The organism is Labedaea rhizosphaerae (assembly GCF_004362825.1).
GTDB lineage: Bacteria > Actinomycetota > Actinomycetes > Mycobacteriales > Pseudonocardiaceae > Labedaea > Labedaea rhizosphaerae.
The window spans coordinates 1154000-1171991 of the sequence record NZ_SNXZ01000002.1; the positions used below are offsets into that span (position 1 = coordinate 1154000).

The following is a 17992-nucleotide window of genomic DNA, read 5'->3' on the forward strand; positions in this document are numbered from 1 at the left end:
TCCCATCACGGCGCAGTGTTCGCGCCGGTCAGGCCCCCCGCACCTCGGCCAGCGCGGCCCGGAAGCTCTTCGCGAGCGATTCCGGGTCGTGCCGCCAACCCGCCCCGGGTGCCGCGACGACGTCGAGCCGGGTGGTCGCCCCCAGCCCGCCCGCCGCCCGCTTGCGTAGCCGGTCGGGCGTCGCCACCGCATCCGCGTCGGCGATCACCGCGTCGACCCGCAGCCGTGGTGCGTGCTCGCAGAGTACGTCCAGGTGCCGTTCGGGTGAGAACCCCGTGGTCTCCCCCGGTTGGGGGACGAGGTTCAGTACCAACAGACGTGTCGCAGAAGTGGTCACCAACGCTTCATGCAGCTCAGGGACCAGCAGGTGGGGCAGCACGGACGTGAACCACGAACCGGGGCCGAGCAGGACGACGTCGGCGTCACGCACCGCTTGCACCGCTTCCGGGCAAGCCGATGGAGGTTCACCCGGGCGGGTGGCACTGTGCAGGCGGATCCGGCGCACCCGGCCCGGCGTGGAGGCGACGGCGACCTGCCCGCGGATGCGGCGCATCGCGGTCGGGTCCTCATCGACGCCCTCGACGTCGGCCTCGATGTCGAGCGGCTCCAGGCTCATCGGCAGCACGCGACCGGTCAGGCCCAGCAGCTCCGCGACCTTCGCGAGCGCGAGCACCGGGTCGTCGAGCACCTCGATCAGCCCGGCGATGAGCAGGTTGCCCACCGCGTGCCCGGCCAGCGCGCCCGTGCCGCCGAAGCGGTGCTCCAGCACCCCGGCCCAGTCGTCGGCGCCGTCGCCCGCGAGGGCGGTCAGCGCCTTGCGCAGGTCGCCCGGCGGCAGCAGGCCGAAGTCCCGGCGTAACCGCCCGGACGAGCCGCCGTCGTCGGCGACGGTCACCACCGCGGTCACGTCGGGGGTGATCCGGCGCAGGGCGCCGAGGGTGGCCTGCAACCCGTGCCCGCCACCCAAAGCCACGGCCTTGAGATCAGCGCTCACTCACGCCCCAAGTCCCGGTGGACGACCTTGACCGCCGTTCCGTCCTCAGTGGACATACGGCGGGCCAGTTCTTCGGCGATCGCCACGCTGCGGTGCTTGCCGCCGGTGCAGCCGACCGCGAGCGTCATGTACCGCTTGCCCTCGCGCCGGTAGCCGGCGCCGATCAGGCGGAGCAGGTCGTGGTAGCGGTCGAGGAACTCGTCCGCACCCTCCTGCGTGAGCACGTAGTTGCGCACCTCGGGGTCCTTGCCGGTCTGGTCGCGCAGCTCCGGAATCCAGAACGGGTTCGGCAGGAACCGCACGTCCATCACGAGGTCGGAGTCCATCGGCAGGCCGTACTTGTAGCCGAAGGACAACACCGTCACACGGGTCTGCAGGCTGGACTCGGTGCCGAAGACGTCCTCGATCTTGGCCCGCAACTGGTGCACCGACAGCCCCGTGGTGTCGACGACCAGGTCGGCCTCTTCGCGCAGCGGCGTCAGCAGGTCGCGCTCGGCCTTGATGCCGTCGATCAGCCGGCCGTCGGCCTGCATCGGGTGGCTGCGCCGGACCTGCTCGAACCGGCGGATCAGCACGTCGTCGGTGGCCTCGAGGAACAGCACGCGCGGCTTGTAGCCGCGGGCGTCGAGGTCGCGGATGACCGAGGCCAGGTCGTCGGTGAACGCGCGGCTGCGCACGTCCATCACGACGGCGACCTTCGTGATCACGCCGCGGGCCTGCGCGCCGAGCTCGACCATCGTGGCGATCAGTTCCGGCGGCAGGTTGTCGACCACGAACCAGCCGAGGTCCTCCAGGCACTTGGCGGCGGTGCTGCGCCCGGCCCCGGACAACCCGGTGACCACGGCGACTTCCACCCCGCTCTTGTCTGGTCGTCCCCGCGTTTCTTCGTCGGTCATGACTGCCCCTCCGGTGCGTCTTGTGCGTCCATTGTGGCCGGTGCCGCGCCGGTGAGCGCGGCGTGCACGGCCTCGGCGGTGCGGGTGCCGATGCCGGGCACCTCGCTGATCTCGGCGACGCTCGCCCCACGCAGCCGCTTGAGCGAGCCGAAGTGCTTGATGAGCGCGGATTTGCGGGTCTGCCCCAGCCCGGGCACCTCGTCGAGGGCCGAGGTGGTCATCCGCTTGGACCGCTTCTGCCGGTGGTAGGCGATGGCGAACCGGTGCGCCTCGTCGCGCACCCGTTGCAGCAGGTAGAGCGCCTCGCTGGTGCGCGGCAGGATGGCCGGCTCCGGCTCGACCGGCAGCCAGACCTCCTCCAGCCGCTTGGCCAGCCCGATCACCGCGACGTCCTGGATGCCCAGCCCGGCGAGCACGTCGGCGGCCGCGTTGGCCTGCGGGCCGGCGCCGTCGACGACCAGCAGGTTCGGCGGGTAGGCGAACTTGCGGGGCTTCCCGGTCTCGGGGTCGATGCCAGGACGGTGGTCGGGCACACCTGGGTCATCGTTCGCGGTCTCGCTCTTGTAGCGGGCGAACCGCCGGCGCACGACCTCCGCGATGGACGCCACGTCGCCCTCGGTGGCGGCCTCCTTGATGGCGAACCTGCGGTACTCGGACTTGCGAGCCAGGCCGTCCTCGAACACCACGAGCGAGGCGACGACGTCGCTGCCCTGGATGTGGCTGATGTCGATGCACTCGATGCGCAGGGGCGCGGTGTCGAGCCCCAGGTTGTCCTGCAGCTCCTGCAGGGCGGCCGAACGCGCGGTGAGGTCACCGGCGCGGCGCAGCTTGTGCTGGGTGAACGCTTCCTTCGCGTTGCGCTCGACGGTCTCCATCAAGGCCTTCTTGTCGCCGCGCTGCGGGATGCGCACGTTGACCCGCGAGCCGCGCAGCCGGGAGAGCCAGTCGCCGACCGCCTCGGCGTCCTCGGGCAGGGCGGGCACCAGCACCTCGCGCGGCACGGCGCTGCCACCGGTCTGGTCGTCCTCCTCGGCCTGGTCACCGTAGAACTGGCCGAGGAACTGGTCGACCAGGCCCGCCTCGTCGAGCTCCTCGATCTTGTCGATCACCCAGCCGCGCTGGCCGCGGACCCGGCCGCCACGCACGTGGAAGACCTGGACCGCGGCCTCGAGGTCGTCGTGGGCGAAGGCCACGACGTCGGCGTCGGTGCCGTCGCCGAGCACGACGGCCTGCTTCTCCATCGCGCGGCGCAGCGCGGCGAGGTCGTCGCGCAGCCGGGCCGCCCGCTCGAACTCGAGCTCTTCGGAGGCCGCGGACATCTCGCGTTCGAGCCGCTTCATCATCAGGTCGGTGCGCCCGGCCAGGAAGTCGCAGAAGTCCTCGACGATCGACCGGTGCTCGTCGGCGGTGACCCGGCCGACGCACGGCGCCGAGCACTTGTCGATGTAGCCGAGCAGGCACGGGCGCCCGATCTGACCGTGCCGCTTGAAGACGCCGGCCGAGCAGGTGCGCGCGGGGAAGACCCGCAGGAGCAGGTCGAGCGTCTCGCGGATGGCCCACGCGTGGGCGTAGGGGCCGAAGTAGCGCACACCCTTGCGGCGCGGGCCGCGGTAGACGTGCAGGCGCGGGAACTCCTCGTGCAGCGTGACCGCGAGCACCGGGTAGGACTTGTCGTCGCGGTAGCGGACGTTGAACCGCGGGTCGAACTCCTTGATCCAGTTGTACTCGAGCTGCAGCGCCTCGACCTCGGTGCCGACCACGGTCCACTCGACGGAGGCGGCCGTGGTCACCATCTGGCGGGTGCGCGGGTGCAGCCCGGCGAGGTCGGCGAAGTACGAGTTCAGCCTGCTGCGCAGGCTTTTTGCTTTCCCTACATAGATGACACGACGCCCGGCGTCACGGAACTTGTAGACGCCGGGTGCTTCCGGGATCGTGCCCGGCGACGGTCGGTAGGTCGACGGATCGGCCACACCCACAACCCTAGATGGCACCACCGACACCGCCGATCGCGCGGCCGCCTCCGTAAAGTCGTCGCGTGCCGAGATTGGAGATCGTCACCGCCATCGCCGCACCACCGCGGCGGGTCTTCGACCTCTCGCTGCAGGTGCAGACGCACACGGAGTCGATGGCCGGTTCGGGCGAGCAGGCGATCGACGGCACGACAACCGGCCGGCTGCGGCTCGGCGACCAGGTCACGTGGCAGGCGCGCCACTTCGGTCTGCGGTGGCGGATGACCGCCCGGGTCACCGCCTACGACCCACCGGCCGGCTTCGTCGACGAGCAGGTCACCGGTCCGTTCCGGCGATGGCTCCACCGCCACGCCTTCGAGCCGGACGGTATCGGCGGAACCGTCATGCTGGACACGGTCGAGTTCGCCGCTCCGCTCGGCCCGCTCGGGGTCCTCGCCGAGGTCGCTGTGCTCAATCGGTACCTGCATCGGCTGATCCGCCGGCGCAACGCTCACCTCAAGGCCGTGGCCGAGGCGGAGCCGGCTGGGTGATCCCCGCCGACAGTGCCGATGGCGCTCTCTCCGTTCGCGCGGATCGCGGCCTCTTGACCGCCTGGCTCGCTCCGGTCGCGGGCGACCTTCACGAACCAGGCGCGGCCGCGATCGCGCTGGTCACCACCCGATACTGTCGGGAAATGCGGATCCGGCGAACCGTGCCGGTCGAGACGATCAAGGTCAGCCAGGAGGAATGGCTGCGGGTCCGGCAGGCGCCAGGGGTTCGCGGCCGGGAGCTGACCGAGCTGGCAGCGTGGCTGTACCCGAAGTCGCAGCGCGCGCCGGGCGGTCACGTGTTGGCTGGGCCGGGCTGGTTGCTCGACCAACCGGTCGAGCTCGACTCGGTCCGGCTGCGGTGGACCCCCGACGCGCCGCCGCACACGCCGCCTGAGGTGACGACCGACCTGCTGCCGCTCACCGACAGCGGCGCCCGCTACTCCGACTACAGCCGGGCCGTGCGCGACCTGGTGCGCCCCCGGCTGCTGGAGAACCGGCCCAGCTACCGGCTCGCTGGAATCGACCCGACGCCATCACTGGGCATGAGCTTCACCACCACGACATTCTTTGAGGTGTTCAACCTCAAGCAAATGGTGGCGCACGAGTTCAAGCGCGCCTGGCTCGACTCGGGCCGGCAGATCCCGCGACTTGACCTGCTCCCGCTTCGAGCGGCGATCGCGGATCCGTTCGACCCGCGCAAGCTGCTCATGTCGCCGGGGATCAACACGCTGACCATCAGGCGCGGTGGCATCGGCGAAGAGCCGACCATGGTGTTGCACGAACGCGACGGTGGCAAGGTCGCGGACGGCGGCGGCCTGTGCCACGTGATGCCCGCGGGCGAGTTCCAGCCGACCTCCCCGGCCCCGGCCGATGTCCGCAACGACTTCTCTTTGTGGCGCAACATCATGCGGGAGTTCTCCGAGGAGTTCCTCGGCAACCCCGAGCACGACGGGTGCGGCTCGCGGTCGATCGACTATGCGCACGACGAGCCATTCGACCGATTCGAGCGGGCTCGGCGCCGCGGGTTCCTCCGGCTGTGGCACTACGGCCTGGTCGTCGAGCCGCTGGAACTGGGAGTTCAGCAGCTCACCGTCGCCGTGGTGGAAGCACTCGAGTTCGACCGGCTGTTCGGCGCCATGGTGGCGGTCAACGATGAGGGCAGCGTCATCGGCATGAACGACACCAAACGGGTTCCGTTCACCGAGGAGGCGATCGACCGGCTCGAGCCGCGGTTGTCCGCCAGCGCCGTCACGTTGCTCCGATCAGCGTGGCGGGACCGGAAGGTTCTTCTCTGAAGAACAAGATCACCTGCTGAGCCGCCGCCAGCGGGGGATCTCCACCACCGTGGCCACGACGACCAGGACGGTCACCAAGATCGCCGCCCACACGGGCCACGCCACCCACGCGCCGACGAGAGCCGCCACGAACTGCAGGACCACCAACGCGATCGTCACCCAGCCGGGCACCGCCACCACGACACCGCGCTTGTCGCCCGGCGTCGCGAACACCGTGGGCAACCCGATCAGCAGCACATCCGCGAGGATCGCCAGCACCACCGAGTGGGGCGCCAGCGCCCACGGCACCGCGACCCACGCCACCAGTTCGGCCAGCGCCCGGGGCAGGGACGACGCGACCGGTTCCTTGCCGACCTGCGGCGCTTCTGTCATGACGCGGATTGTGCACGGTGCCCGGACACGCCGACGGACGGCCCGTTTCGGGGGTACGGGCCGTCCGTCATCACCGCGGGAGTGCGGCGGGTCCTACGAGTTGGCCGCAGCCGACACCGTGGCGTGGAGGTTGCCGTCGGAACCGGCCAGGCACTGGCCCGACTGCGAACCCGACTGCACGAACTCGGTCACGCACCGGCCGAGCTGGGAGTGGCCGAGGGCGTTGGGGTGGAACGACTGCTGCGCCATGTGGATGCCGATCGCGTCGAGGCCGCCGTGCACCCAGGCCCACGGGTCCACCGTGATCCGGTTCTGCCACTCCGAGGACTTGTCGCTGCCGCCGCTGCAGGCCTCGTGGCCTTCGGTGGCCCGGGAGAAGTCGATGAACTTGATCCCGGTGTTGTTCGCGACCTGGTGCAGCGCGTCGGCGAACTGCGGGACCGCTTCGGTGCGGCCGTACTTCGCGTCGTCGAGGCGCAGCGGGCAACCCTGCGGGCCGTGCAGCACGGAGTCCATGTGCTCGGTCACCGGCGAGGCGTACGACGTCAGCACGAAGGTGTAGCTGCCGTCGGCGTAGCCGGCCTGGCGCATGGCCTCCTTGATGTCGTTGACCGCGTGCGTCACCTTCGGCTGCATGGCGGCCAGGCGCTGCGGCCAGTCCGTGCGCAGGTGCTTGGCGCAGCCGGACCCGAACGGGTTCAGCCAGCGCTCGATGCAGTCGAGGATCGTGTCGGCGAACTGCGGGTCGTCGTTGGCGCCGTCCTGCAGGATGACCGTCGTGACGCGGTACTGCCGCGCGACGTCGATCAGCCTGCGGGCCTGCGAGCCCTCGGTGTAGTGCGTGGTGTCGTCGAGCGAGACGTTCGCGGAGTCGGCGCCGGAGCACGCGAGGTTGATCGTCTTGTCGGCCAGCTGGGTCTGGTGCACGAGCGCGTTGGCCGAGCGGTGGCACCAGTCGCCGTTCTCCCCTTCGGTGCCGGACTCGTAGTTGCCGGCGCCCTCGCCGGAGATGGCGCTGTCGCCGAGCGACACCACCGCGGTCTGGCGGTCGTCGGACGCGGACGCGATGCTCGGCACGACGGCCAGCGCGGCCCCGGCCAACACGAACGCCAACGCGGCGCCGAGCGCCTTGCGTGGCACCTTGCGGGACATCTGGTTCCTCCTCGATCGACGCTGGCCGAGGTGTGGCCAAGGAGCACCGTAAGCCCGCGCTACTCGGTGAATCAATCAACTGATTGGACGTTCTTGACGCCATTCGGCCCACACCGTCCGATGTGGTCAATTGACCACATCGAGCTTCCCTCTTGTGACCAAAGATCCGATCACTCAGCGCCACCAACGCCTGTTGACCGCTCCAACTGCATCGAAATAGGTCTAGACATCTGATGCTTAGCCCGCCTAAGGTTCGCCGGGAAGACCCCCGCTGGCCTCTCCAGGAGGAAGCAGATGCCGACTTCGACGGTGCGCGGTCTTGTCGCCGCCGGCGCAGTGCTCGCCGCAGTTTTCAGTGCCGCAAGCGTTCCCGCCGCCGCAGCCCCGCAGAGCAGTGGCTGCACCGGCGCCATCAAACCCGCCTCGATCATGCAGGTGCTGCCCTGCGACGACTTCGACCGCGTGCTGGCCAAGGCGGCCAACGTCGTCCCGCGCGAAGGGCAGGTCGCGTGGCAGCAGCGGCCGGTCACCGCGTTCACCCACTTCGGCATGAACACGTTCACCGACCGCGAATGGGGCTCCGGCGCGGAACCCGAGTCGCGCTTCGACCCGCCGGTGGTCGACACCGACCAGTGGATGCGCTCGCTCAAGGCCGCGGGCGTCACGCAGGTGATGCTGACCGTCAAGCACCACGACGGGTTCGTGCTCTACCCGACGCGCTACACCAACCACTCGGTCGTCGCGAGCCCGTGGTGGGCGAACGGCGCCAACCCGCGCGGTGACGTCCTGCGCGACTACATCGACTCGGCCCGCGCGCAGGGCCTGAAGATCGGCGTCTACCTCTCCCCCGCAGACGGCGCCGAGCTGCCCAAGGCGTTCTTCGCGAGCGAGGTCCAGCGGATCGCGGCGAAGGTCCAGGCCGGCCAACCGCTTTCCATCGAGGAGCAGGCGACCTGGGACGACCGCGACAGCGCGCCCCGCGGCGAGGGCCGCTACGGCAGCGGCAGCGCGATCACGCAACGCACGATCCCCACGCTGGTCCCGAACGACGACCGTGCGGCCGCGCTCGCGCACGGCGAGCTGCCGAAGTTCACGGTCCAGGAGGACGACTACAACGCCTATTACTTGAACCAGCTCTACGAGCTCTTCACCCAGTACGGCCCGATCGACGAGCTGTGGCTCGACGGCGCGAACCCGTGGCGCGACCGCGGGATCAGCGAGACCTACGACTTCACCACCTGGTTCTCGATGATCCACAAGCTGTCGCCGGACACCGTGACGTTCGCCGGTCCCGCCGGCGTGCGCTGGGTCGGCAACGAGGGCGGTTCGGCCCGCACGACCGAGTGGAGCGCGCTGCCCACCACCGGCGACCCGAACACCGCGCACAACGAGGAGCTGTTCCTCGGTGGCGCGACGGCCACTGACCTCGGGTCCCGCACGGTGCTCGCCGATCCGTCGGTGCGCTACGTGCAGTGGGCGCCCGCCGAGTCCGACGTCTCGATCCGGCCCGGCTGGTTCTTCCACCCGAGCCAGCAGCCCAAGACCGCCGCGCAGCTCGTGGACATCTACCGCCGCACGGTCGGGCGCAACTCCTCGCTGCTGCTCAACGTCCCGCCGGGGCCGGACGGCAAGATCGCCGACACCGACGCGGCCCAGCTGGCGTCGTTCGGCGGTTCCGTTGCCCAGACCCAGGCCCGCAACCTGGTCCCGGGGAACTCCGTGGTCACCGACGACGAGCTGACCACCGCGTGGTCGCCGGCCCGCGGCGCGCTCACCGGCACGTTGGACCTGCCGCTCGCCGGACCGACCACGTTCGACCAGATCCGCCTCGGCGAGGACATCACCCGCGGTCAGCACATCGAGGGCGCGGTCGTGCAAGCCCGCGTCGATGGCACGTGGAAGTCGATCGGGACGGTGACCACGATCGGCTACACCCGGCTGATCACCCTCACCGCACCGGTCACGGCCGACCGGCTGCGCGTGGTCGTCACCCAATCCCGGGCCACGCCAAGGGTTTCAACCGTCGCCCTGTACCGCACCGTGCCCCCGGCCGCCTGAGAAGAAGGAAGCCCATGAGAATCCAGCTCGCCGCGGTCGTCGCCGGCCTGGCGACCATCGCCCTCGGCGCGCCCGTCGCCGACGCGGCGCCCGCAGCCACACCGCAGGCGCTGCCGCCGGTGTCGCCCACTCCGCAACAGATTTCCCGCGACGGCGCGGACGTCCAGGTGCCGAGCACCGTCACGGTCGTCACGGACTCGGCGACCGACAAGCCCGCGCTCGACCTGCTCACCACCCAGCTGCGCGCGCACGGCGTGCACAAGGTGGTCACGGACAACGACAACCACGGTGGCCTCGTGATCCGCCTGGGCGGACCCGAAATCGCGTCCGTGCCGACCCAGGCCGAGGGCTACACGCTGCGGGTCGACCGCGACGAGGTCGTCATCGCCGGGCGCGACGGCGCCGGGCAGTACTACGGCGTGCAGACGTTGCGGCAGCTCTTCGTCCGGTCCGGGCAGAGCTGGAAGCTCGCCGGCGCGTCGGTGCAGGACTGGCCGAACATGGCGCTGCGCGGATCGATCGAGGGCTTCTACGGTCCACCGTGGACGACCGCGGACCGCGTGCGGCAGCTGGAGTTCCTGGGTTCGGTCAAGGCCAACACCTACGTCTACAGCGCGAAGGACGACGCCTACCTGCGTGCGCGCTGGCGTGACGCGTACCCGGCCGACCAGCTCGCCACCCTGGGCACGCTGGCCCAGGCGGCAACGGCCAACCACGTCGAGTTCACCTACGCGCTGTCCCCCGGCGTGTCGATCTGCTTCTCGTCGCCCGCGGACCGGGCGGCGGTGTTCGCGAAGTTCCAGTCGGTGTACGACCTCGGCGTGCGGTCGTTCTCCATGCCGTTCGACGACATCTCCTACACGCGCTGGAACTGCGCCGCCGACCAGACGGCGTACGGCGCTCCGGGCCGCTCGGCCGCCGGGGCCGCGCAGGTGTCGCTGCTCAACGACATCGCGCAGAACTTCATCGCCACGCATCCCGGCACCAAGCCGCTGCAGACCGTGCCGACCGAGTACAGCGACCTGGCCGACTCGGCGTACAAGACGCAGCTGCGCGAGCACCTGGACCCGTCGGTGGTCGTGCAGTGGACCGGCACGGACGTGGTGCCGCCCAGCATCACCACCGGCCAGGCCGACCAGGTGTCCACTGTGTACGGACGCAAGGTCTTCCTGTGGGACAACTACCCGGTCAACGACTACGGCCAGTCCGGCGGACGGCTGCTGCTGGCGCCCTACGACAAGCGCCAGGCCGGGTTGTCGGACTACCTGAGCGGGATCGTGTCCAACCCGATGAACCAGGAGGCCGCGAGCGAGGTCGCCGAGTTCGGGGTCGCGGACTTCGCGTGGAACGACAAGGCCTACTCCGCCGCGAAGTCCTGGCCGCTGGCCCTGGCGCACCTGACCGACGGCGACCAGCGGGCGGTCGACGCCATGCTGGTGTTCGCCGACCTGGAGCACCTCGCGCCGACGTTCGGCACGACGCCGTGGCAGCCGCAGGCCCCCGCGCTGGCCGCTCGCGTCGACGCGTTCTGGCAGCGCTGGAACGCCGGTGACCACGCCGGCGCGGCAACGGAGCTGCGTGCGTACGCGCAGCGGATCGCCGACGCGCCAGGGGTGATCCGCGACGGGGCCGTGTCCCCGGCCTTCGTCACGGACGCCGGGCCGTGGCTGGACGCCACCGCGTTGTGGGGCGCCGCGCTGGTCGACCAGCTCGACGCGCTGGTCGCCGCCGACAACGGCGACCAGCAGCAGGCCCGGCAGCTCACCGCGTCCGCCGATGCCCTCGTGGCCCAGGCGAAGGCGACGAAGACGGGCAACACCAACCGCTGGGGCATCCGCCAGGCCCTCGTCGGCGACGGTGTGCTGGACGTGTTCATCACCCAGGCTCGCGAGCTCACCGCTCCGTGAGGCTGCCGTCGGCGACGTGCTGCTCGATCGACTTGGGCAGCAGGTAGACCGGTCCACCGCCAGGCCGGTCGTGCCACGGCACGGTGCGGCCGGCGAGGGTGCTCCCTCGCCGGCCGCTCCGCCATGGCGGGAAGTCGGCATCCCCGTCTCGACTACGGGACGAGGATGGCCTTGCTCAAGCCACCAGGACCGTGCCCACCGCGATGATCGTGCCCACTGGGAGCGGGACCGGGTCGTTGCACGTGAGGACCTTGTCGCCGTTGCGGGCCGCGGGCTTGCCGTTGATCAGCACCGTCGGGCTGCCCACCACGATCTTGCCGTTGTTGGTCGGCGGCTTCTGGAACGAGCCGGACGACGGCACGTGCGGCGGCACGATCACGGCCTCGCTGCCCACCACGGCCGCGGGCTTCCCGGCGATCAGGACGTTCGTGCTGCAGCCGTTCAGGATCTTGGCGTTGAACGGGAACGGTTGCGGCGTCGGCACCGGCCCACCCGGCGACGGCACCATGACGATGTGCGTGTCGGTCCCGGTCACCGCATCGCCCATCTTGGCCGCGGGCTGACTCATGCGATCACCTCGCGGACGCGAGACGGTGTCCGGTCCCTTCGGCGCATGACATCCATGATTCGCTCGCAAGCTTCGCTCATGCGGGGCTCTCCGTGATCCGGCCGCGCGGCGGCGGCACCGACCGCACGGGTTCCGGGTCCGGTGGACGCGACCCGGCGATGCCGAGGTCGACCTGTGCCGGCGCAGGCGCGAGTTCGGTGACCACCGGCATCGGCACCGGCGCCGTGAGCACGAGCTCGATGCTCGCGCGCGGCGGGATGCCCAGCGCCGACCACAGGTCCAGCGGCGCGGGCGCGAACTCGGGGCTCGCCACCGCGAGCGCGACGTCGTGCAGGCCGCCGTGCAGGTGTTGCTCCGGCACCGATGTGCCGACACCGAGCCCGGCGAGCGCCATGCCCAGCAAGGCGTGTTCGCGTTCGACGTCCGCCGCCCACGCCGTCAGCAGGTAGGTGAGCTGGTAGCGGCGCGAGACCGGCACGCGTGCGGTCACCCTGCCGTTCCCGTCGCGCACGTCCGACCAGGCCGCCGCACGCGCGGCCAGGTCCTCGACCACGCGGTAGAGCAGCGCACCGACCGCCTCTCCCCCGGCCCGCCAGGCCGGGTCGGGCGGGTCGAAACGCACGGCCGTCCCCGCGGGCAGCGCCTCGGCGAGCATCGACCGCACCACGGTGTCCACGTCGTGCAGCACGCGTCGAGCATCCGTCGCCGCCGGCCGGCGGGGCAGTCGCGACGGGGCACGTCATCGGCCTTCGGGGCATACCCCATGAGGCAACGCGGCCTGCTCGTTGGCTTGTGGTGCGAGCGGTCCCGGGCGATGGACAGTGACCGCGACACCCGCAGTGGTTGGGAGGGGCGATGCCGAGTTATCTGTCACCTGGCGTGTACATGGAGGAGGTTTCCTCCGGCTCGAAGCCCATCGAAGGCGTCGGCACGGCGGTGGCCGCGTTCGTCGGTTTCGCCGAGATGGGACCGGTCAACGAACCGGTGCTGGTCACGAACTGGACCCAGTTCACCCAGGCCTTCGGCGGCTTCATCGAGGGCGGCTACCTCGCGCACGCCGTCTACGGTTACTTCTCCAACGGCGGTGGCGCCGCGTACATCGTGCGGATCGGCGGCGGCAACGCCGACGCCGGCAACAACGGTCACGCGCAGCTGCCCGCCGCCGCGCGAGCCGAGTTGCCCGCCGCGAAGGGCGGGAAGCCGCTGGCGTTGCGCGCGGTGGCGACTGACGCGGGCGCGGGTCCGATCACCGTGGAGGTGCAGGACCCGTCCGAGCCCGGCGAGGAGAGCTTCAAGCTCGTGGTGAAGCAGGGCGAGAAGGAAGAGGTCTTCGACAACCTCACCACCAAGCGCGGGCCCGCGAACGTGCAGACCGCGTTGCGCCAGTCCACTTTGGTCGCCGTCGAGGAGGAGACCAAGGGCGGCACGCTTGCCGTGCCGCGCAAGGGAACCCAGGTCACGCTGGCCGCCGCGGCGGCGGAGGCGCCGGTGCCGGCCCGGCTGAGCGCGGACGACTACGTGGGCGACGCGGCCGACCGCACCGGGTTCGCCGGGCTCGAGGCGATCGACGACGTGACCATGCTGGCGGTGCCGGACCTGATGATGGCCCACCAGAACGGCGTCATCGACGACGAGGGCGTCCGCGCGGTGCAGGCCGCGATGATCGCGCACTGCGAGCTCATGTCCGACCGCGTCGCGATCCTCGACCCGCCCCCGGACATGCGCCCGCAGCAGGTCAAGGACTGGCGGATGAACGTCGCCGGCTACGACTCGAAGTACGCGACGCTGTACTGGCCGTGGATCAAGGTCATGGACCCGCGCAGCGGCAAGCCGGTCTTCGTGCCGCCGAGCGGGCACGTCGCGGGCATCTGGGCCCGCAACGACGACACCCGCGGCGTGCACAAGGCGCCGGCCAACGAGACCATCCGCGGCGTCATCGACCTGCAGTCCGGGCTCACCCGCGGCGAGCACGACCAGCTGAACCCGATCGGCGTGAACTGCATCCGGGCGTTCCCCGGCCAGGGCATCCGGATCTGGGGCGCGCGGACGCTCTCCAGCGACCCGGAATGGCGCTACCTGAACGTGCGGCGGCTTTTCAACTACGTGGAGAAGTCGATCCTCAGCGGCACCAACTGGGTCGTATTCGAACCGAACGACGAATTCCTGTGGCGTTCGGTGGAACGCACGATCAGCATGTTCCTGCGCCGGGTCTGGCGTTCGGGCGCGCTTTTCGGCCGCACCCCGGAACAGGCGTTCTACGTCAAGTGCGACGCCGAGAACAACCCCGAGGAGAACCGGGACGCCGGCATCCTGACCGTCGACGTCGGCATCGCGCCGGTGAAACCCGCCGAATTCGTCGTCTTCCGCCTCTCGCAGTTCTCCGAGGGCGCGGCGCTCGACGAGTAAGGGTGGAGGATCGCCATGACCGCGGTGGTCAGCGCCGCCCGCTTCTGGATCTCCTGCGAGGGCTGGGCGACCGGGCTCGGTTTCTCCGAGCTCGCCGGGTTCAACACGACGGTGGAAAGCCAGGAGTACTCCTACAACGGGCTGGTCGGCAACGTGCACACCAAGCAGTTCGGGCGCTCGCGGCCACCGCAGATCAGCCTCAAGCGGGCGCTCGACGCCACCGGGTTCGCCCAGCTCTTCGGCTGGCACATGCTGGCCCGGATGAACAACCCGCTGGCGAAACTGCCGGCGATCTTCACCATCATGGACGCGTCCGGTGAGGTGTCGATCGTGTGCACGCTGGAAAACGCGTGGTGCGCGAAACTCGACATCGATTCCACGCAGGCCGGGGCGGCGAACGTCGTGATGATGAAAGCCACGATCGAATGCGACAGCATTCTCATCGGATGAGAGGGTGAGCGTCCATGCCTTTGGGCACGCAACAGCAGCAGGTCGTCAGCGCGGCCCGGTTCGTCATCGATTTCCCCGCACCGCTGGGCCGGATCGCGTTCCAGGAACTGGGTGGCATCACGTCGAAGGTCGGCTCGCAGGAGTACATCTACAACGACGACCGCGGCCACACCATCCACACCAAGCAGTACGGCAAGACCGAGCCGCCCACCGTCACGCTCAAACGCGGCCTCGACACCGAGGGCAGCAAGCTCATCATGGCGTGGCACGGGCTCGCCCGAAGCGGTGACCCGAAGGCCCGGCTCGACGGCCTGCTCACGGTGATGGACGCCTCGGAGCCGCCGACCATCCAGATCGTCTACAAGCTGCACAACGCGTGGTGCTCGGACGTGACGGTCAGCAGCATGAAGGCGGGCTCGGCGGACGTCGCGACGATCGAGTGCAAGATCACCTGCGAAGCGATCGTGGCGGCGTGATGAGCGCGCCACACCTGACCGCGCCCGACACGGCACTGCGCACGGAGTATCCGTTCGTGCTGCCAAGGGGTTTCGTCGACGACCACGGTGTCGTGCACCGCAACGGCGTCATGCGCCTGGCGACCGCGCGGGACGAGATCGCGACCCAGACCGACTCGCGGGTCCGGCAGAACCCGGCGTACCTGACCGTGCTGTTGCTGGAGCGCACGGTCAGCTCGCTGGGGTCGCTGCCCTTGATCGACACGCTGGTGATCGAGGGCCTGTTCGCCTCGGACCTCGCGTTCCTGCAGGACCTCTACCGGCGCATCAACCAGGAGGGCCACACGGAGGCGCAGGTGGCCTGCCCGTCGTGCGGCAACGCGTTCGCGGTGGACCTCGCCGGTGATGCGCCGGGGGGATCGTGACGTACACGGCCGACCGCCTCTGGCAGGAAGCCGTGTACGTCGCCTACTACCTGCACTGGCCGCTGGACCACATCCTCGGCCTCGAACACCCGGCCCGCAGGCGGGTCATCGAAGAGATCGGCGGGATCCACCGCGAGCTCAACGCGGCGGACCAATCCGCGCCATCCATGCCATCCATGCCGTGGTGAGGGAGGGACACGATGCGCTGGGCGTTCTGGCGACGCGGCCGCAAGACCGCACATGTCGTGGCCGCGGACGTGGTACCGGATGTCGCGGGGCGACCGGCCGTGCGCGGGCACGCCTGGACGCAGCTGCCCGCGTTCCGCACCACGATCCGGATGTCGGCGCCCACGCTGGTTCCGGTGCTGCGCGGGCCGGCCGTCGCGGGCACCCGGTCGCTGCTGCACCGGCGCCGGCCGCGGCGCGTCATCACGGGCGAAACCGTTGTGCCCGTTGCTGTTTCGGCGTTCCCGCCGGCGCCGAGCGGCCAGGTCGAGGGTCTGCTCACGGTGGCGGCGCCCGTGTTCGCCGAGCCGCCTGTCGAGCCACCTGTCGAGTCGTCTGCCGGGCCACGGGCCGTCCGGCCGACAGCTGACCCGGTACTCGCGGAGGTGGCGGAGGACGCCGCTACCCCCATGGCGCCCGTGCCGGTGCGGGTCGTGCCGGTGGCCGGTCCACCGCGCAGCCACCCGGTGCTGACGAAGGCCACCGACGACTACGTCGGGACGCCCACCGCACCGGCCACACCGTTCCACAGCGTCACCGAGTTCGAACGGATGATGCGGCAGTACACCGACGAATCCGGCGAGCTCGACGTAGCGGCGCTGGTGGGGTTCTCGTCGTCGGCGTCCATGCCGCCGGCCGAACCGGTCGTCCCGGTGGCCGCTCCCCCGGCTCCCGAGCAAGTCCTGCGCCGGCCGACCCTCGCGGAGAGCCGCAAGCTCGGCCTGCGCAGGCCGCCGGTCACCGCCGCGGACGACGCCGAACCGGTCGCCGAACCGGCCGACGAAGCCGCCATCGATGTGCCACCGGAACCCGCCGTCCCGGTGGAGCCGGCGCGCGAAGAGTCCACTGTGGAGGTTGCGGCGCCGCCGACCGCGCGCCCGGCCCCACCGCGGCGGCTCGGCCTCGGCGCGCCGGTGCCGTCCCGGCCGGACACGACCCTGACCCACCGCCGGCCGTTCGTGCCCGCGCGGCAACGGCAGGTGGACACCCCGGCCGCACCGCGCCAGGACGAGCCCGACGACACGGAGCACGACCAGGCCCCCGCGCAACCCGTTCGCCTGGAACGACTCCAGGCCGAGCCGCCGATCGTGGAGCAGGAGCCCCTGCTCCACGAACAGGTTCACGCCGAACCCGTGGCCACCGAGCTGATCCACCCGGCGCCACCCCAGCCAGCGCCACCCCACCCAGACGCAGTCCACCCAGGGCCAGTCCACCCAGGGCCAGTCCACCCAGCGCCATTCAACACAGCGCCGACCGAATCGAGTGCGGTCGACCCGGGGCCACCTGATCCGCCGGCCACACGGCCCGCACCGGATCGGCCGCCGGCGGCAGAAGCGGCGGCGGAGCAGGAGCCCGGACCGGTGCCGACGTTCGCGGAACCGGTCTACCGCGCGCCGCTGGCGGTGTTGCCACCGCCGGCGGCGCCCGAATCGGCCACCTGGTACGAGCAGACGCGCCAGGTCGTGCCGTCGGAGCTGGTGAGCGTCTTCATGACCACGTTCGGCGTGGACGTCACCGATGTCCCGGTGCATCGCGGCCGGTCCGTGTCACGCCAGGCGCGTGCGCTCACCGCGCGGGCGTTCACCCGGGCCGGGCAGGTGTACCTGCCCGACGAGGTCGGCGAGCTGACCGGGCCGGAGGCGAAACCGTTGCTGGCCCACGAACTCGTGCACGCCGTGCAGCAACAGGTCCTCGGCGAGCAGCTGCCCGGCGCGGACACCGCCGAGGGGCACGAGCTGGAAGAGGCGGCGGTGACGGCCGAGCGGTGGGTGCGTGGCGAGAGCGCTCCCCCGCTCACCTTGCTGCACCGCCAGGCTCCGGCACGGCCGGCGCCCGACGCCGGGAACGCCGCCCCGGTCCAGGCGCCGGACAACGTCCAGCTGGCCGAGAACGACGCCGTCGCCGCGTTCCTGGAGATGGCCCGCGAGGAGCGGCGCGAGGACACCGAGCCCGCACCCGTCGAGCACGAGGTCACGAAGGTCGCGTCGTGGGCGCTCCCGGAGAGCCACTTGCCCTTCCCCGCGTCGCAGTCGTCCATGCCGGCCACTGTGTCCACATCGGACCAGTCGGCGGTCGACCAGGCGGTGCTGACCCGGCTCGCGCAGCTGGACGCGGCCGTGACCGCGTTGACCGAGAAGCACCAGGAACGCGATGCCGAGCCGGCGGACGCGACGTCGATGCAGGAACTCGCCGACCGGCTCTACGGCCGGCTGCGCAACCGGTTGCGTGCAGAACTGCTGGTGGACCGGGAGCGGGCGGGCACGCTCGCGGACCGCAGGTAGGAGGAGA

General features: G+C 70.8%; 18 protein-coding genes. 10 read left to right on the forward strand and 8 right to left on the reverse strand.

Annotation, left to right across the window (positions count from 1 at the left end; genetic code table 11):
- Positions 1-28: 28 nt before the first annotated feature.
- From EV186_RS14555 to uvrC, 3 genes are read right to left on the reverse strand one after another with little or no spacing between them, the layout of a single operon-like run.
- Positions 29-994, reverse strand: coding sequence for a gluconeogenesis factor YvcK family protein (locus tag EV186_RS14555; RefSeq protein WP_133849742.1), 966 nt, complete (start codon positions 992-994; stop codon positions 29-31).
- Positions 991-1890 carry an RNase adapter RapZ gene (rapZ, locus tag EV186_RS14560; RefSeq protein ID WP_133849743.1) on the reverse strand — a complete coding sequence of 300 codons (900 nt, stop codon included), beginning with the start codon at positions 1888-1890 and terminating at the stop codon, positions 991-993. Before rapZ ends, EV186_RS14555 begins: the two co-directional genes overlap by 4 nt.
- Positions 1887-3860 carry an excinuclease ABC subunit UvrC gene (uvrC, locus tag EV186_RS14565; RefSeq protein WP_133849744.1) on the reverse strand — a complete coding sequence of 658 codons (1974 nt, stop codon included), beginning with the start codon at positions 3858-3860 and terminating at the stop codon, positions 1887-1889. The genes rapZ and uvrC overlap by 4 nt, the downstream gene beginning before the upstream one ends.
- Positions 3861-3925: 65 nt before the next feature.
- Here uvrC and EV186_RS14570 point away from each other — a divergent pair, with 65 nt between their 5' ends.
- Both EV186_RS14570 and EV186_RS14575 read left to right on the forward strand, forming a co-directional pair.
- Positions 3926-4390, forward strand: coding sequence for an SRPBCC family protein (locus tag EV186_RS14570; RefSeq protein ID WP_133849745.1), 465 nt, complete (start codon positions 3926-3928; stop codon positions 4388-4390).
- A gap of 143 nt (positions 4391-4533) precedes the next feature.
- The gene (locus EV186_RS14575) at positions 4534-5685 is read left to right on the forward strand and encodes an XRE family transcriptional regulator (RefSeq protein WP_208115601.1); all 1152 of its coding nucleotides are present in this window, start codon (positions 4534-4536) and stop codon (positions 5683-5685) included.
- Positions 5686-5694: 9 nt separating this feature from the next.
- Here the strand turns inward: EV186_RS14575 and EV186_RS14580 are convergent, their stop codons facing one another.
- Entirely contained in the window at positions 5695-6057 is a 363-nt protein-coding gene (locus EV186_RS14580; RefSeq protein ID WP_133849746.1) for a hypothetical protein, read from the reverse strand.
- A gap of 93 nt (positions 6058-6150) precedes the next feature.
- A complete protein-coding gene (locus tag EV186_RS14585) occupies positions 6151-7209 on the reverse strand; it encodes a GDSL-type esterase/lipase family protein (protein WP_133849747.1) in 1059 nt (352 codons plus the stop codon).
- A 294-nt stretch (positions 7210-7503) separates the two neighbouring features.
- Between EV186_RS14585 and EV186_RS14590 the strand changes: the two genes are divergently transcribed.
- Together EV186_RS14590 and EV186_RS14595 are read left to right on the forward strand one after the other, a co-directional pair.
- Positions 7504-9267 (forward strand): alpha-L-fucosidase, encoded by a 1764-nt coding sequence (locus EV186_RS14590; protein ID WP_133849748.1) that lies wholly within the window; start codon positions 7504-7506, stop codon positions 9265-9267.
- A 14-nt stretch (positions 9268-9281) separates the two neighbouring features.
- Positions 9282-11174, forward strand: a complete 1893-nt coding sequence (locus EV186_RS14595; protein ID WP_133849749.1) for a glycoside hydrolase family 84 protein — start codon at positions 9282-9284, stop codon at positions 11172-11174.
- Here EV186_RS14595 and EV186_RS39960 read toward each other — a convergent pair.
- From EV186_RS39960 to EV186_RS14605, 3 genes are all read right to left on the reverse strand, one after another.
- Positions 11161-11256: a TNT domain-containing protein gene (locus EV186_RS39960; protein ID WP_166659176.1), complete on the reverse strand. Its 96-nt coding sequence runs from the start codon at positions 11254-11256 to the stop codon at positions 11161-11163. The genes EV186_RS14595 and EV186_RS39960 overlap by 14 nt on opposite strands.
- A gap of 93 nt (positions 11257-11349) precedes the next feature.
- Positions 11350-11742, reverse strand: a complete 393-nt coding sequence (locus tag EV186_RS14600) for a PAAR domain-containing protein (protein ID WP_133849750.1) — start codon at positions 11740-11742, stop codon at positions 11350-11352.
- A 76-nt stretch (positions 11743-11818) separates the two neighbouring features.
- The gene (locus EV186_RS14605) at positions 11819-12430 is read right to left on the reverse strand and encodes a Pvc16 family protein (RefSeq protein WP_133849751.1); all 612 of its coding nucleotides are present in this window, start codon (positions 12428-12430) and stop codon (positions 11819-11821) included.
- Positions 12431-12597: 167 nt separating this feature from the next.
- Between EV186_RS14605 and EV186_RS14610 the strand changes: the two genes are divergently transcribed.
- The 6 genes from EV186_RS14610 to EV186_RS14635 are packed head-to-tail and all read left to right on the forward strand — an operon-like array spanning position 12598 to position 17985.
- Positions 12598-14148 carry a phage tail sheath family protein gene (locus EV186_RS14610; RefSeq protein WP_133849752.1) on the forward strand — a complete coding sequence of 517 codons (1551 nt, stop codon included), beginning with the start codon at positions 12598-12600 and terminating at the stop codon, positions 14146-14148.
- Positions 14149-14163: 15 nt separating this feature from the next.
- Positions 14164-14598, forward strand: coding sequence for a phage tail protein (locus EV186_RS14615; RefSeq protein WP_133849753.1), 435 nt, complete (start codon positions 14164-14166; stop codon positions 14596-14598).
- Between the two features lie 14 nt (positions 14599-14612).
- Positions 14613-15074, forward strand: coding sequence for a phage tail protein (locus EV186_RS14620; protein WP_133849754.1), 462 nt, complete (start codon positions 14613-14615; stop codon positions 15072-15074).
- Positions 15074-15478, forward strand: coding sequence for a phage tail assembly protein (locus EV186_RS14625; protein WP_133850261.1), 405 nt, complete (start codon positions 15074-15076; stop codon positions 15476-15478). The genes EV186_RS14620 and EV186_RS14625 overlap by 1 nt, the downstream gene beginning before the upstream one ends.
- Positions 15475-15666: a DUF6760 family protein gene (locus tag EV186_RS14630; RefSeq protein ID WP_133849755.1), complete on the forward strand. Its 192-nt coding sequence runs from the start codon at positions 15475-15477 to the stop codon at positions 15664-15666. Before EV186_RS14625 ends, EV186_RS14630 begins: the two co-directional genes overlap by 4 nt.
- A gap of 12 nt (positions 15667-15678) precedes the next feature.
- Complete coding sequence (locus EV186_RS14635; protein WP_133849756.1) at positions 15679-17985, forward strand: eCIS core domain-containing protein; 2307 nt, start codon at positions 15679-15681, stop codon at positions 17983-17985.
- Positions 17986-17992 lie beyond the last annotated feature (7 nt).